The sequence below is a fragment of the Burkholderia sp. Ac-20345 genome, from assembly GCF_017104825.1.
In the GTDB taxonomy this organism is placed as follows: domain Bacteria; phylum Pseudomonadota; class Gammaproteobacteria; order Burkholderiales; family Burkholderiaceae; genus Burkholderia; species Burkholderia lata_B.
Genome location: NZ_JAAGPO010000013.1, coordinates 82,246 through 97,711 on the forward strand (window position 1 = coordinate 82,246; position 15,466 = coordinate 97,711).

At 64.9% G+C, this 15,466-nt stretch carries 11 protein-coding genes; 5 read left to right on the plus strand and 6 right to left on the minus strand.

Annotated elements, in window-relative coordinates:
• Nucleotides 1–102: 102 nt before the first annotated feature.
• Together G3O06_RS08820 and G3O06_RS08825 are read left to right on the plus strand one after the other, a co-directional pair.
• Nucleotides 103–1,197, plus strand: coding sequence for a hypothetical protein (locus G3O06_RS08820; protein ID WP_205815750.1), 1,095 nt, complete (start codon nt 103–105; stop codon nt 1,195–1,197).
• Between the two features lie 226 nt (nt 1,198–1,423).
• Entirely contained in the window at nt 1,424–1,954 is a 531-nt protein-coding gene (locus tag G3O06_RS08825) for a toxin (protein ID WP_205815751.1), read from the plus strand.
• 23 nt (nt 1,955–1,977) lie between these two features.
• Here the strand turns inward: G3O06_RS08825 and G3O06_RS08830 are convergent, their stop codons facing one another.
• From G3O06_RS08830 to G3O06_RS08845, 4 genes are all read right to left on the minus strand, one after another.
• A complete protein-coding gene (locus G3O06_RS08830) occupies nt 1,978–2,385 on the minus strand; it encodes a VOC family protein (protein WP_174966897.1) in 408 nt (135 codons plus the stop codon).
• Nucleotides 2,386–2,736: 351 nt separating this feature from the next.
• Complete coding sequence (locus tag G3O06_RS08835) at nt 2,737–3,429, minus strand: hypothetical protein (protein WP_205815752.1); 693 nt, start codon at nt 3,427–3,429, stop codon at nt 2,737–2,739.
• A gap of 394 nt (nt 3,430–3,823) precedes the next feature.
• Nucleotides 3,824–3,964: a hypothetical protein gene (locus G3O06_RS08840; protein ID WP_205815753.1), complete on the minus strand. Its 141-nt coding sequence runs from the start codon at nt 3,962–3,964 to the stop codon at nt 3,824–3,826.
• 411 nt (nt 3,965–4,375) lie between these two features.
• Nucleotides 4,376–8,641, minus strand: a complete 4,266-nt coding sequence (locus tag G3O06_RS08845) for a YadA-like family protein (protein WP_241019659.1) — start codon at nt 8,639–8,641, stop codon at nt 4,376–4,378.
• A gap of 692 nt (nt 8,642–9,333) precedes the next feature.
• Here G3O06_RS08845 and G3O06_RS08850 point away from each other — a divergent pair.
• Together G3O06_RS08850 and G3O06_RS08855 are read left to right on the plus strand one after the other, a co-directional pair.
• Complete coding sequence (locus G3O06_RS08850) at nt 9,334–9,747, plus strand: hypothetical protein (protein WP_205815755.1); 414 nt, start codon at nt 9,334–9,336, stop codon at nt 9,745–9,747.
• Nucleotides 9,748–9,808: 61 nt separating this feature from the next.
• Entirely contained in the window at nt 9,809–10,615 is an 807-nt protein-coding gene (locus G3O06_RS08855; protein WP_174966902.1) for a response regulator, read from the plus strand.
• A 22-nt stretch (nt 10,616–10,637) separates the two neighbouring features.
• Here the strand turns inward: G3O06_RS08855 and G3O06_RS08860 are convergent, their stop codons facing one another.
• A complete protein-coding gene (locus G3O06_RS08860) occupies nt 10,638–12,830 on the minus strand; it encodes a TonB-dependent siderophore receptor (protein WP_205815756.1) in 2,193 nt (730 codons plus the stop codon).
• 434 nt (nt 12,831–13,264) lie between these two features.
• Between G3O06_RS08860 and G3O06_RS08865 the strand changes: the two genes are divergently transcribed.
• Nucleotides 13,265–14,212: a mannuronate-specific alginate lyase gene (locus G3O06_RS08865; protein WP_241019631.1), complete on the plus strand. Its 948-nt coding sequence runs from the start codon at nt 13,265–13,267 to the stop codon at nt 14,210–14,212.
• Nucleotides 14,213–14,322: 110 nt separating this feature from the next.
• Here G3O06_RS08865 and G3O06_RS08870 read toward each other — a convergent pair.
• Nucleotides 14,323–15,466, minus strand: a 1,144-nt coding sequence (locus G3O06_RS08870) for an MmgE/PrpD family protein (protein WP_205815758.1), incomplete at its 5' end; no start/stop codon positions are given.

The following is a 15,466-nucleotide window of genomic DNA, read 5'->3' on the forward strand; positions in this document are numbered from 1 at the left end:
TAGAGCCAATCAGGCGCCGGTCATCGTTCGATCAACCTCGAGACTGACGGGGAAGAATTCAACGCTCCCGTGCGTACCGTTCGAATGAATCAGGAGAGCATCATGCCAGACATCTTCATCTGGAAGCCCAATGAAAACCAGACATACAGCACGGCGGGCGTGAATGAATTGAGCGCCCCTTCCTTTGACAAGGAAGCCGGCAAATCCTTCTCGATGATCGCTCCCGCCGGAACGTTGACGCTGCTGTCCCGGCAGTCGTCGGTATGGGGCGGAAGTTTCGACAACGGCATCCCGCCCGTTGAAATCAATCTTCGTAGCGGTGCCCTCGTGATGCGCGGAAATTCCGGCGATGCGCGCGGCGTCGATTTCACGATGGGCCCGTATCCGCACAAGCTCATCGGTCATCCGTTCGTCAACTTCAGGATCGTCGACGCCGCGTTCGAGGCCAGCCGTTTCGATACGGTGAGTGCGGGCGGCCTGGTCCCGCCGTTGCTCGGCATGTATATCGACCTTCTCCTCGATCTGGAACTGGCCGGCGCCAGCCGCTATGACGTCTACTGCCGGTTGTACGCCAGCACCAAGAAGCTGCGTGTCCTGGGCCAGTCCGCGGTGAATGTCCGTGCCGAAGAGATCGTGCTGACATTCAGCGAGTATGCCGTTCTGCCGGCGGCGCTGCCCCGGGTTCCGGGCAACGATTACTCGCTGCACATGGAATCAACGGGCGGCAAGATGGAGATCGCAGAATCGCGTCTCGCGTTCGGAAAGAGTGCGAAGAGCGCAATGACGAGCAAGCAGATTACGTTGCGCAAAAGCGTGCGGGTCTGGGCTCAGGACGATGCAAATGCGAAGTTCGTCACCGATGCGGTCGAGTTTTACGACAGTGCGTCGACGGCAACGTTTTCCATCTCGCACAACGCCAACGTGGAATTCGATACGTATTCCGGCGGAAAACCTTTCGATTTCCTGGGCAACAAGACGTATCCCCAGGGGTTGTTCAACTTCCAGTCGACGCCTGAGTCGAAGGCCACGGGCAAGTTCACCCTCTACGGCGCAGGCAGCGCGTTCGACCAATCGGCGATGCTGAACAAGCAGGTTGTCGCCATCGACGGAGTTCCGCAGTCGACCTCCAAACAACTCCGCTTCGATTACGTCCCCGTCGGCAACACGCAGAACATGGTGGTGTCGCTCAAGAAGTGACCGGAAGGGTGCCGTCTTCAGCCTGCGTGCGACGGGTCCGAGCAACGGCCCGTCAGGCTGATTCGGCGTTGACCAGGCTGCCCCGCCAATGCAGATGGGTGGGCGGAGCAAGCCTGGGCATCGCGAATATTCAACGATGAACCGCGGCATTCGAGCGGCCGCTTCCTGAATGCGGCACGCATGAGGCACAATACGCAGCTTCAAAAATTCAGCCGCGGTCAAACACATGCGCTTCATCGTCGTTGGAACCAGCGGAGCGGGGAAATCCACCTTTTCCAGCGCACTGGCGGCAGCAGCAGGCTGCCCGTACATCGAGCTGGATCGACTCTACTGGGGCCCCGGCTGGACAGCCGTGCCGCCGGAACAGTTCGAGGGCGCCGTGCTGGCCGCGACGGCCGGCGACCGATGGGTCGCCGACGGGAACTACAGCGCCGTGCGCGACGTGCTCTGGTCGAGAGCCACGCACGTGATCTGGCTGAACTTCGGGCGACGGACGGTGTTCTCCCGGGTGCTCTGGCGCACGTTGAGCCGAGGGCTCATGCGCACCGAGCTTTCGCACGGAAACCGTGAATCGCTGCGGATGGCATTCTCCCGGGAGTCGGTGCTGCTGTGGTCATACACCACGTTCGCCAGGAATCGTATCAAGTTCGCCGGCCTGCGTGACGACCCGAAATTCGCGCATCTGCACTGGGTTGAAATCACCAGCCCGTCGCGCACCCGCGCGGTCATCGACATGCTGGCCCGCGCCAGCGGTTGAGCGCGGCGCGCTACGTACCTGCGTCAGTCGTCGAAGGTCCCGCGATATTCCGGCGCGGCATCCGCGCGCGTGTTCAGTTCGAACATCACGCCGCCCGGTGCGCGGCAGAAGAAGCGCGAACCGCGTCCGTTGTTGAAGATGTCCGTCTCCATCGCGACGCCCTCTGCCGTGAATCGCTCGAACAACGTGCGCACGGCATCGAGGCTCGGCAGTTCGAAGCCGACGTGGAAATTCGTCGGCCACGCGGGCACGCCGTCGCCGACGTGATCGATCACCACGTCGAACCCCGGGCGCTTGAGGATCCAGGATTTGTCCCAGCTTCCCGCGATCGTGAAACCGAGGTATCGCTCGAAGAATCGGGCCGTCGCCAGCGTGTCGGCCGAGGGGAAGCTCAGGTGGTTGAGCTTCATCGTTTGTGTCGTTTCGGTCATTGTCGTGCTCTCTGATGCGGTGATGGGCGGAGGCCCCATGCCTTCCCGCCCGACGACTTAAGAATACGAGCCGGCGCTCGCATTCGACAACTCGCATTGGACGCACGTTTCGACAGCGCGCGAACCCGCGTGACACCGAGGATCGGGGCGCGGGTGTGATCGCCGCGGATCGCACTACTCGCATTCGGGCCGGGATTTTCCCGATCGACAGGTTCGGGTTCAAGTGAACGCGCGAAGCGTCCCAGAAGCAATTTTCACTATCGCTTGTTGGCCCCGGCGACTGCAGCGGTCATTCGATTTTCTTCCTGTACAAGTGGAACCATCGTTGACAGCGACATGCCGCATGCCGCCCTACGTCTTCGCCGCTTCATAAACCTTCGTCTTCGGATTGAACCGGTACTCGACAACATCCGCGGCGCCGTAGGTCTTCTTCTGACCGGCGTTGTCGATGCCCGTCCCCTTCATCGCCACACGAAGACGCGGCCAATCGCGGCCCACGGCCGGCAGGAAGGTCAGGGTCGACGAGCCGGTCACGCACGGGACGTGATTGCCGGTGCCGTCGGCATCGCATGCCGCGCCGTTGTCGTTGCCACGAAATACATTGCCGGCATAGGTCCAGTCGGTATCGTCAGGATTGCTTGCCGCATTGGTGCGCTGATAGACGAACATGCTGAACGACTTGATCCGGGTACCGGAGGCCAGATACCAGGTCGGGACCGCCAGCACGATCTGCCCGTTCGGCGTCGTCATACTCACGGCGGGTTCCTTGTCGTCGATCGTGTCGGCCTTCTCGTAGCCGCCAAACTCGCCGATGGAGCGCTCCGACCCGACCATGTTCCAGCCGGCCACGCCGCCGTCCGTGGTCCATTCGAATGTTGCTTCGGTGATCGTCACCCTGGCGTCGGGCGCCGGGGCCACGGTTTTCTCCTGTTCGGCGTACTTGTTCGGCGTGTCGTAAGCGAAGCCGGTGAAGTAGTGGTTGCCGTTCAGATCGAACGCGTGGCCGTACCAGTAAGAGGCCTGGCTTCCGTTGGCGATCTCCATCGTGTCCTCGCCATGTGCGTCCTTCTGGTAAATGGCCTCGAGTACCTGGCCGGGCCTCGGCGGCACGGGTGCCGGGCGCTTCTCGCTACCGTCGCCCGGTGCGGCAACGGCGTGTGCCGAGGAAGCGGCCGCAGACTGCGCATTCGATGCGGAATCGGTGTGCCCGGAATGGTCCCCGCATGCCGAAACCAGAAGCGAAACGACGGACAGCCACGCAAACTTCCCGATCATCTGCCTTTCCCCCTGTGTGCGGTTCCATGATGCGTCGTCATGTGACCCGATGCCCATCCAACGGGGTGCACTAACGGATATCGCCGTTCGATACCGATTGCCCGGCTGATCGATTCAGGCGACGGTTATTTTCTTGAACAAATGGAGCGGATTGTCCGGGCGCTCAGCGGTACCGGTCGCCGTGACCGGCCGGAAACGCCGACGGCATGACGGCGGGTGCCGCGAAGTCAGGCAGCCGAATCTGACGCGGCAACGCAAAGCGCTGCGCGGGAAGCATCTTGTTGACGGGTTTCATCGTTTTCATTTGTCGTTGTCGGCACCAATATGGGATTGGAAGACGTGCTCGGACACGCTCAACGCGGGTTGCGTTGCGCCAGCTGATGATTATCACCACTATCGGCGAATAAATCATCCATCGACTGCATTGACGGGCGTCGTTTCTCGCGAAGCACTGTCGACTGCCGACGGCATCGCGTGAAATGCGCACGCCCCTGGCGCAGGCCATGCGCCTTCTTTCATGCGGATAACACATGCCATCGGGGCACAAGTCATGCTCTCAGGACAGGCCCGGCGCAACCATATCGATCTTTGCGACGCATCAAGCGCCAATGGCCCGGGGTCGACAAATCCACCCCGGGCCACGGATTTCCCGCCGGTGCCGGGCATCACAACCGCTGCCCGGCACGACCGGTCGCTCAATGCTGCGCGAACGACGTCAGAACTGGTAACCGGCGCCCACCACCGCGCCGAAGTCCGAACGCGTGTTGCCCGTCACCGACGCCTTGACGACCCAGCGGTTGCTTTCCGTCACGTACGAGTACCCGGCCGCGAAACCCTGCTGGCCGTGATAGTTCGACGTAGCCGCCGAGACCATCGAGCGGCCCGCGCCCGTCGGTTGCGGCAGGCCGGCCACGGCCATTGCCGATGCCACGCCGCCGTACATGTCCTTCTTCAGGTCGTTGAACGAGTTGTACACCTGGCCGATGCGCTGGTCGGTGTAGCCCTTCGCCTGATTCGACGCGGCCGACAGGTTGTCGTTCAGCTGCTGCACGTTCACCGCATCGGTCGGCGCCGTGCCGGCCGCGACGTTCGTGACCTGGCGCTCGCTGCCCTTCGCGCCGACCGAGAACGAATTGTCGCGATCGGCGACGGAGCCCTGGCCGACCGCCACCGCGTTCTTGCCGGTTGCGGTTGCCGTCGACCCGATCGAACCCGCATCGGCACGCACGATCCACGTGGTGTTCGCATCGGTCGCCGCCGCGCGGATCTGGTCGTTGGCCGCGGCGTTCTTAAGCGCGCTATTGAACTGACCCATGTTGACCGCGTCGTTGTTGTTCACGCCCGCCGCGACACCGGTCAGCACGCGGTCGCCCGCCGTGCCGGAGAAGTTCACGCTGGTGCCGCCGGTGTCCTTCCCGACCGTGATCGCGCCGTTCGGATCCTGCTGCTGCACGAGGCCGGCCTTGCCGTTCGCGATGTTGGTCACGTTCCCCTGCAGGTTCGTGATATCGGTCGTGTTCTTCGCAACCTGCTGATTGGTCGCGTAGAGCTGCGAGCCGTTCACCGCGTCCGTGCTGGTTGCGCTGAGCGTGCCTGCCTGCACGTTGGTGATGCGCGTGCCGCCGGCGCCGCCGAGCGTGATCGAGGTCTTCGAGCTGTCGTCGTACTGTACCGCGAGCGCGCCGAGCTGGTTGAGACTCGACTGCACGCCCTTCAGCTGCTTCACGTTCACCGCGTCCGTATCGGCAGTGCCCGCGGCGACGTTCTTCAGCACGACGGCCGCATTCGTGTCACCGCCGATCAGCGATACCGAGTTCATCCGGTTGCCGTTCGCGTCGACGTCGTACTTGACGACGTTCTTCACGGCCTCGCCCGCCTGATTGGACACCTGCGTGATCTGCTGTTCGAGCGACGATTTCACGCCCGACAACTGGCCGCCGTTCACCGCGTCCGTGCTGCCCGCGGCGATGTTGCCGTCGGCCACGTTCGTCAGCTTCGTCGGTGCACCGCCACGCGCCGCGTTGTATGCGCCGGCCTTCGGGTCGAACTGCAGCGCGTCCTGCTGCAGCCCGGCGATCGCGGCCGTGTTGCCGGCGATGTTCGTTTCGGCGTTGCCGATGCGCGTTTCGTGATTCTCGAGCGTCGTCGTGTTGCTGCCGACGCGGCCGTCGAGGTTCGTGAGCGCGTCGCCGACGTTGTTGAACGAACCGCCGCCGACTTTATAGGCCGGCGCGCTGATCGAGCCGTCCGGATTCGCCGTTGCGCCGCCGCCCAGCGCGGCCGCCGTGCCGTCGGTCGCGCGGCGCAGTTGCGCGCCGTTCACCGCGTCCGTGCTGCCGGCCGCGACGTTGCCTTCCGCGATATTGGTCAGTCGCACCGGGCTCCCGCCGTTGCCTGCGCCGAGCGAAACCTGCTTCTTGCTCGCGTCGTCGTACTTCACGGCGAGCGCATCGAGTTGGCTGGTGCCGTCCTGAATCGCCGCGTTCAACTGGTCGACGTTGACCGCGTCCGTTCCGTTCTTGCCGGCCGCGACATTGCCGATGCGTTGCGGACCTTTGCCGCCGTGGCTCGCATCGTAGGTGCCGAGATTCGCGCTCCACTGGAGCGCGTCCTGCTGGAGCGCCGCGATGTTGCCCGTATTCGTGGTCACCTGGTTACCAAGCGTCGTCACGTTGTTGCTGACGGTCGTGATCGACTGGTTCAGCGTGTCGGTTGCCTTGCCGAGCTGGCCGACGTTCACGGCGTCGCTCGCGGCAATGCCGTCCGCCACGTTGTGCAGGCCGACCGGCGACTGCGCGCCCTTGCCGCCGAGCGTCACGCCGCTGTGCACGTCATCGTCGTACTGCACGGCGTTCTTCGTCGCGTTGCCGATCTGATTGTTGATCGACGTGCTCAGGTTGCCGAGCGTCGTGTTGATGTTGTTCGTCACGCTCGTGCTGAGCGACGACAGGCCGCCGTTCAGTTGCCCGACGTTCACCGCGTCGGTGTTCGCGACACCGGCGGCGACATTGTGCAGCGTCGTGCCGTTCGTGCCGGCGAACGTCACCGAGTCGAACCCGCTCTGGCCGTCGTACTTCACGTTGCGTGCGTCCGCTGCCTGCAGGTTGCTGATATTGGTGGTCGCCGTGCTCAGCGATGCATTGATGCCGGTGACGTTGCCCTGCAGGTTCGTGATGTTCGACGCCGCCGTCGAGATGGACGATTGCAGCGGCGCGATGCTGCCCGTCAGCTGACCGACGTTGACCGCGTCGGTGTTGGCGACGCCGGCCGCGACGTTGCCGATGCGTTGCGGACCGTTGCCGCCGTGGCTCGCATCGTACGCGCCGAGGTTCGTGTTCCACAGAAGCGCATCCTGCTGGAGCGCCGCGATGTTGCCCGTATTCGTCGTCACCTGGTTACCGAGCGTCGTCACGTTGTTGCCGACATTCGTAATCGACTGGTTGAGCGTGTCGGTTGCCTTGCCGAGCTGGCCGACGTTCACGGCGTCGCTCGCGGCAATGCCGTCCGCCACGTTGTGCAGGCCGACCGGCGACTGTGCACCCTTGCCGCCGAGCGTCACGCCGCTGTGTGCGTCATCGTCGTACTGCACGGCGTTCTTCGTCGCGTTGCCGATCTGGTTGGTGACCGACGTGCTCAGGTTGCCGAGCGTCGTGCTGAGGTTGTTCGTCACGCTCGTGCTGAGCGATGACAGGCCGCCGTTCAGCTGACCGACGTTGACTGCGTCCGTATTCGCGACACCCGCTGCGACGTTGTGCAGCGTCGTGCCGTTCGTGCCGGCGAACGTCACCGAGTCGAATCCGCTCTGGCCGTCATACTTCACGTTGCGTGCATCAGCCGCCTGCAGGTTATTGATGTTCGTTGTCGCCGTGCTCAGCGACGTGTTGATGCCGGTTACGCTGGTCTGCAGGTTCGTGATGTTCGACGCCGCCGTCGAGATGGACGTCTGCAGCGGTGCGATGCTGCCCTTCAGCTGACCGACGTTGACCGCATCGGTGTTGGCGACACCCGCCGCGACGCCGCTGATCGTCGTGCCGTTGCCGCCGTCGAGCGCGATCGCCGCATGCGAATCGTCGGTGTATTTCACGACGTTCTGCGTCGCCGTCACGATGCCGGTGCTGAGGCTGTTGCCCACGCTGGTCACGCGCGCGTCGACGTTGGCAATGCTCGTGCTGAGCGTGCCGTTCACGTTCTTCAGCTGCTGGACGTTGACGGCATCCGTATCGGCCGCGCCCGCCGCGACGTTCTTGAGCTGGCGCTCGTTGCCGATTGCGCCGAACGACACCGCGCCACCAACCGGCGCGGCCGTGCCGCCGAACACCGGCGTGCCGCCATTGTTCGCACCAACGCTGCCCGAGCCGATCGCCACCTGGTTGTTGTCGTTCGTCTGCGCGCCCGCGCCGATCGCCACGGATTGCGTGCCGCCGGCGCGCGTTTGGGTGGCCGCGTCATACGACGCACCGGCCGACACGCCGTCGCTCGACGTCGGGTTCGCGCCGCCGATCGCGACCGAACGATCACCGCTTGCCAGCGCCGAGTGACCGAGTGCGATCGAGCTCGTGCCGCGTGCGTCCGCGACGTTGCCGAGTGCCATCGAGAAGTCGCCGAGTGCAGCCGATTGGCGGCCGATGGCGAGCGCCGTATTGCCTTGCGCGACGGCCACCGTACCGATCGCCGTGGCCGAGTTTGCCAGCGCCTGCGCGCCGACGCCGACAGCAATCGAACCGCCGCTGCTGGTGCCGCCCTTGCTGGCCGCATTCGACTGGTCGCCGATCGCGATACCGCTGGTACCGGCCCTGGCATTCGTTCCCATCGTGACGTTCGTCGTGCTCACCGCCACGTAACTCCCGCTCTTGGTCGACACGCACAGCGGGTTCGTCCCGTCGATGCACTGACCGCTCAGCGCGTTGTCCGGGTTGCCTCGGTCGACGAAATTGTCCGCATGCGCGGCTCCGGCGATAAAGACACCTGCACCCGTGAACATGGCGGCGGCAAGCGCCGAAATCTGCTTCCTCTTCATGGTCTTCTGCTCCGTTTTATAGCGTTTGGTTTGAATACGGACTACTTACGTTTATTGAAGACTTCAGCTGCGATTACGATTGCGACTTCTGTGCGGAACCCGATGCCCATGCCCGGCTCGAGCGTGCCGAAGGCGACACGCATCGTCCGCCCGTAGCGACGGGACGTTCGAAAGCCCGGGCACGCCGTTTCTGTTACGGCCCGTTCCGTTAATCCAGGTAATGCATTAGGAATGCATATTGTTTTGCATGGGCGAATTCGCCCAGCGACTGAATCCGGAGATTCAACCCGCTTTTATGGACACCCCTGATTTGATGCCGCGCTGACCGCGACCAACCCCGCTTCTTTTATTTCATCCACGACAACCGGATTGTCGCCTGCGCACAACGGACATGCGTTCGGATGCACATCGATCGATGCCTCGGATCCGAATCGCACAACGTCCGTCACAACCCGCCGTGCCTTGTGTTGCTCGGTGCAACCCTGCGTTCAAAGTTCGGACGAATTATGGGACACGATCTAAAATTATTGAAGGTGACATTCTTTATAGATTGTAAAATTCAATATATTCAATAACTTGCGTTAAAAATGCTCATCTCGCAAACGATTTCGCGCCGTCAAAATTAATCTGGATGTTTTGTGGAGCGGATAAACTATTTGCCGAAGCGGATTAAAAATAAATTCCAGAAAAAAGTTTTCGACGAAAAATTGCCGAGCCGCGCGATTGCACGTGCGACGCGAATGAAAATGGCGGAATTGGACAGGCATCAGCATGCCGCGCCGCAAATGCAAATCACAATCCCCGATGAAGAATCAGAAAAACGGAATGAAGCGAATAGAGTCAATGCGTCTGGCGAGAATCTAAATATGCCCCTACAATTCGGCTCGCATCGATACCGGCAGCCGCGTGCTTTTCAGCGCACGACGACGGCAATGCACCGAATCTTTACCCACTCAGCGATCAAAACAACCGTGCGGGGTATTACGCCGGCCGGTTGTCCGTCGGGTAGTGGGCGAAATCCGAATATCGATGCGCTTGTACGTCGCCATAGAGCAGCTTCCGACGATTGATCCGAACCGGGCCGGCCACCCGCAGGAACGCAGCCAGCAGCCATTCCAGAACAGGTGCACGATGCATCCATCGATCTCCGCATTGGGCGATGCCCATATCCTGATCGTCGACGATCAGCCCGACCAGCTTCGCTTGCTGATCGACATCCTGCGCGGCACGGGGTGCCGGATCAGCATTGCATCCGACGGGCTGCAGGCGTGCCAGCGCGCGCAGGCGCTCATGCCCGACCTGATCCTGATGGATGTCCGCATGCCGCGCATGGACGGCTTCACCGCGTGCCGGCTGCTTGCCGCCGATCCGCTGACGTGCACGATTCCGGTCATCTTCCTGACCGTGGCCGGCGCATTGCACGAGCGCCTCGAGGGGTTCGAAATCGGCTGCGTCGACTATGTGGTGAAGCCGTTCGAGCCGGCCGAAGTGCTCGCGCGGATTCGCGTGCAGCTCGCGCGGGAGAAGCGCGACCGGCCCGTCGACACGGAAAGCCCGTTCGTGGCCGGCAAGGACGACGACATCATCGTGCGCGCGGCCATCCGCCATCTGGCGCGGACGCTGAACGACCCGCCGACGGTGGAACAACTGGCACGCGCGGTCGGCACGCATGAAAAGCGGCTCTCACGCGCGTTTCGCGACAATCTCGGCCAGACGGTGTTCGAGTATCTGCGGCACGAGCGGCTGCGGATCGCGCAGGATCTGCTGGATTCGACATCGCTCAGCATTGCCAGCATCGCGAAGGAAATCGGCTTTTCCACGCCGGCGAATTTCGCGACCGCCTTCCGCGAACGTTTCGGCCTCACGCCGACCGAGTGGCGGCGCCAGCGCCACGCCGGCGAACGTGCCGCGCGTCGGGAGCCGCAACGCGACGCTTAGGACGCGTACCGCGCACTCGCGATCACCAGTTGTATTTCGCGCTGGCCAGCACGGTCCGCTCGTTGCCGAACACGCAGACGGTGTACGACGTGCAACCACTGACATAACGCCGGTCGAACAGGTTCGCGACGTTCAGCGCGAACCGCCAGTGCGGCATCTCGTAGTGCAGCGCCAGGTCATACAGCGTCACACTCGGCACCGTCAGCGAGTTGTCGGGCGCGCCGGCCGACGCACTCTGGTAGCGCACGCCGCCGCCGATCCCAAGGCCCGACAGCGCACCCGTGCGCCAGGTCCAGTCGGCCCACATCGACGCCATCTGCCGCGGCAGCGGCACGGCCACCGGCCAGTGGTTCAGCGACGCGTCGTTCGCCTGCACGTTCTTGACGTCCTGATAGACATACGACGCGACGACCGACAGCTCGCGGCTGACCTTGCCGACCGCGCTCAGCTCGATCCCGCGCGAGCGCACCTTGCCGGTCTGCACGGACGTCGTGCCGGTCGGGTCGAGATTCACCGGCGTCGGCGTCGCGACGTTGGTCTGGTCGATCTGGTAGACGGCCGCGGTCAGGATCAGGTTCCTGCCCGGCGGCTGCCAGCGCAACCCGGCTTCCGTCTGCTTGCCGCGCGTCGGTTTAGGCAAGCCGCCGCCATACATCCTCACGCCGATGACGGGATCGAACGACGTCGAATAGCTCACGTACGGCGACAGCCCGGCGTCCCCCTGATAGGTGAGCCCGACGCGGCCGGAGAACGCACTGACGTCCTGCTGCGCCTGCGTGCCGGCCGTCCGGTCGTCGAATCTCGCATTGACGAAATCCTCGCGGCCGCCGAGCGTCAGTGTCCAGCGCTTCCAGCGGATCTGGTCCTGCGCGTACACGCCGAACCCGTTCATCGCCGTGTACTGGTCGACGTGGCCGAGCGACGTCGGGCCGGAGAAAATCGCGGCCGTGACGGGCCGGTAGACGGGGTGATACAGGTTGAGCGACGGCGCGAGCGCAAGCCACACGCTGTTGGTCGTCGTCTGCCGGTCATATTGCGCGCCGAGCAGCAGCGTGTGTTCGAGCGGCCCCGTGCCGAAGCGCGCCTGCGCGTGGTTATCGATATCGAGCCGGCTGTAGTTGAGCTGGAACAGCCCCGCATACCGCATCATGTTGGTGGTGCTGCGGGGCACCAGGCCGATGCCGAACACCGTCGCGTCGTCGAGCGACAGGTGCGACCAGCGCACGTCCTGGTGCAGCGACCAGATTGCATTCACGCGGTGCTCCAGCGTGTAGCCGACCGACCACTGCTTCTTCCGGTAGTCGTTGAACCCGGGGGCGCCCATGTAGATGTCCTGCGACAGGCGGCCGTTCGGGTTCGGCAACACCGTGCCCGATGCGGGCAGGAAGTTCGACGAGATATCGCTGCTGTCCTGCAGGAACGTCGCCGAGACCGTCAGCGACGTGTCGGCGTTCGGCCGCCATCGGAACGACGGCGCCAGCGCGACACGCCGGTCGCCGTTCGGGCCGGTTACCGCGTTGCCGTCCCGCGCCACGCCGATGAAGCGGTACGCATACCGGCCGTCCGGGTCGAGCGCATCGCCGACATCGACCATGAACTGCTTGCGCGCGTCATTGCCGATCTGCACGCCGGCTTCGCGGACACGCTCGCCGTCGGCGAGCTTCGTGTGCGCGTCGACGATCGCGCCGGGCTCCCCCGCGCCGTACAGCACCGACGTCGGCCCGCGCAGCACGGCGATCGAGTCGATCGTGTACGGGTCGACGCGCCAGTTCGCGATCACGGCCGTATTCGGTGCGGCCACGCCGTCGACGTACAGCGTCGGGGTGAAGCCGCGCAGCGCCGCATACCAGTCGGTGCGGCTGTCGGCGCCGAACGTCGCGAATCCCGGCACGTAGCGCAGCGCCTGGTTCAGGTCGGTCGCGCCCGTCATCTCGATCTGCTGCGCGGTCACGAGATTGATCGTTTGCGGAATCTCGGCCACCGGCGTGTCGGTCTTCGTGCCGGCCGTGGAACGCAGCCCGACGAGCCCGCTCGACGCGCCGTCGGCCTTCCCTGTCACGTCGATTGCCGGCAGCACGGCCGCCGCCGCGCCGGCCGGCGGCGTGGCTGCCGCACCCGATGCCTGCGCGTGTGCGCCGCCCGTTGCCGCCACATACAACGCGCTCCCGGCAGCGATCGCCCTCGCGCGTCGCGCCGCACCCGTCCCCGTTACCATCGTTCCATGCTCCGTCGTGCTGGTAGCCGATTCGGCCTGATCGCGGCGCGACGCACCGTCGGCGTCCGCCCTGTGTTGTCATGCTTGCGATACTGGTTGCGCGCGAGTCGGCATGCTCCGCCAATGGCGTCGTTCGCGAGCGCAGCGATGATACCGGGCGAACGTGGCGAGGTCTTTAAAAAAGTGCGTCGGTGTTCGCCGCGTGGAAGGCGGGGCCGGCTCGGGATCGATCCATACGGCTGCCGCCGGGCAAGGCGGATGAAAGACGGGGGCGCTAGACTGCGTGCGCCCCCGGAGCGGCCTCGGACTGCACGGCCCCGCGCGCGTCACCAGGCTTTGCCGGCCGCACACGTCCAGCGTCGCGATGTTGCCCGCCCAGGGTCGGCTTCCGTGATTGCCACACCACCGTCACCACCGAGGACCGTATGCGCCGCATGTCGACTCGACCGCTGTTCGCCGCGTTGCTCGCCGTGAGCGCGCTCTTCGCCGCCGTGCCGCCGGCCCGCGCCTGCGACATCCCTGCGGCCGTCACGACGATCGATCCACCTGGCTACTATGACGACGCCGCGGGCTATGCGCGCGCCGTGAAGCCGATGCGCGATTTCATTTCACGGCTCAATGCGTCGGCGGACCACGGGGACTGGTCGTGCGCGGCGAGCCTGCTGGAAAGCTGGGCATGGGCCGATGCGCTGATGGGCCGGATCTCCGGATACCAGGGCTACTACGAGCGTTCGTGGGCCGGCACCGACTTCGCGATGGTGATCCTGCGCATGCCGCGCGACGTGCGCGAAGCCAACCGCGCGCGGTTCGATGCGATCGATCCGTGGCTCGAACGCATCGCGATCGCCACCCGCGATGCGGAGGCGATCAACCATTTGCACAACAACCTCGTGTACTGGGCCGGACTCGACCTGATCGCCATCGGCACCGTGACCGGCAACACGAGCCTCGTCGACTCGGGGCTGCTGCGGGTTCGCGAAGGTATCCGCGACATCGGCCCCGACGGTTCGCTCGCGCGCGAAGTCAAACGCGGCAACCGCGCGCTGCACTACCACACGTTCGCGCTGCTCCCGCTCGTGTTCGCGGCGGAACTCGTGCAGCGGCGCCATATCGATCTCTACCGGGAAAACGACGGCGCGATCGGCCGCCTCGCGAATCTCGTCATCAACGCGGTGGAAAACCCCGCGAGCTTCACGGCCATCACGCCGGTCAGGCAGGAACTGTTCCCGTGGACGTTTCGCGATGAACTGAGCTGGGTCGAGCCGTACTACGCGCGCTTTCACGATAGCCGCCTGCCGGCGATCATCGCGCCGCGCCGCCCGTTCAGTGAATGGCGGCTCGGCGGCGAAGTGACGGCGGTCTGGGGTGCGCCGCTGCCATAAGCCTGGCCACCCGCGCACGTGGCGCATCCTGAGCGTCGCCGTATCGTCGGCCGGCAGCTTCTCGCGAAAATGTTGCAGCCGCGGCGGCCGCTCGATACCGATAGGCACATTCAATCGAGGCTGTCCGGATCGCCTGCGAGGCACTCGTTCAGCACGCGCGCGTCCGCCTGCCGGTCCAGCGACAGGCATACGTCGCCCAGGGCTTCGACCTGCGCAGGACCGAGCGCCATGCCCGCCAGCTCACGAAATTTTGCCAGCAGCGCGGCGTCGGACAGCGGGTTGCGCGGATCGCCGAGCGCGATCGGCACATGACGCGATTCCCGCATTCCGTCCGCGCGATACAGGGTGACCGTCGGCTCGTCGAGATCGCCGAGTGCGGGATCGACGTCGACCTCGATGCGCGCGAGCAGCGCGGTGACGCGCGGATCGGTGCGCCGGTCGTCGCGATAGACGCCGAGCCCCGTGTCGCCGAACGCGAGTGCCGCCGCCACCGCGTACGGCAGGCTCATTTGCGCGGATGACAGCGTTGACAGGTCGCGGCCGCCGCACATCCGTGCCACGAACGCGCTCGCCCGCACGACCACCCGCTCGATCTCGCCCGCGTCGAACGTGCGTCCGTCCGCAAGCTGCAGTGCCGCGTCGACGGCCGCATGCGCACTGCGGCACGATGCGTGCGGCTTGATCGAGCAGCGCATCAGCTTCCAGTGCTCACCCAGGCCGTCGGTCAAGGCGTCGGGCACACGGGACTGCGCGGCGAACGTGTTGAAGAAGCCGCCCCATACGTCGTCGAACACGCGGGCGGGACCGCTTACGCCTTCGCGCGCGAGCAGCGCTGCCAGCACGCCGCCTTCGGCCGCGCGCCCGGCGTGCAGCCGCTTCGTCTGCGACCCGTCGTGGATGAAGCTCCACAGCCCGCCGGAAAAGCTCGCCGCATGACCGAGCGCATCGCGCGTGCGTGCGGCGTCGAGCCCGAGCACGCGCGCGCTGGCGGCCGCCGCGCCGAACACGCCGCAACTGAGGGTCGAGTGCCAGCCCGCACCGTTGTGAACCGAGTAGCCGCCGGCCGCCTCGAGTACGCGCCGGCCCACGTCGTAGCCGAGCACGATCGCCGCCACGCATTCCCGGCCCGTCACGGGACGGCCGGCACACGACAGCGCGGCGAGCACGGCAGGCAGCACGACCGCCCCCGAATGATCGCAGCCGCCGGAATCGTCGAGTTCGAGCGCGTGCGCGGCAATGCCGTTGACGAACGCC

Coding starts and splice junctions, on each gene's coding strand:
- G3O06_RS08855 (WP_174966902.1), top strand. CDS start 9,809: ATGCATCCATCGATCTCCGCATTGGGCGATGCCCATATCCTGATCGTC.
- G3O06_RS08865 (WP_241019631.1), top strand. CDS start 13,265: ATGTCGACTCGACCGCTGTTCGCCGCGTTGCTCGCCGTGAGCGCGCTC.
- G3O06_RS08840 (WP_205815753.1), bottom strand. CDS start 3,964: ATGAAAACGATGAAACCCGTCAACAAGATGCTTCCCGCGCAGCGCTTT.
- G3O06_RS08845 (WP_241019659.1), bottom strand. CDS start 8,641: ATGTTCACGGGTGCAGGTGTCTTTATCGCCGGAGCCGCGCATGCGGAC.
- G3O06_RS08820 (WP_205815750.1), top strand. CDS start 103: ATGCCAGACATCTTCATCTGGAAGCCCAATGAAAACCAGACATACAGC.
- G3O06_RS08825 (WP_205815751.1), top strand. CDS start 1,424: ATGCGCTTCATCGTCGTTGGAACCAGCGGAGCGGGGAAATCCACCTTT.
- G3O06_RS08835 (WP_205815752.1), bottom strand. CDS start 3,429: ATGGAGATCGCCAACGGAAGCCAGGCCTCTTACTGGTACGGCCACGCG.
- G3O06_RS08860 (WP_205815756.1), bottom strand. CDS start 12,830: ATGGTAACGGGGACGGGTGCGGCGCGACGCGCGAGGGCGATCGCTGCC.
- G3O06_RS08830 (WP_174966897.1), bottom strand. CDS start 2,385: ATGACCGAAACGACACAAACGATGAAGCTCAACCACCTGAGCTTCCCC.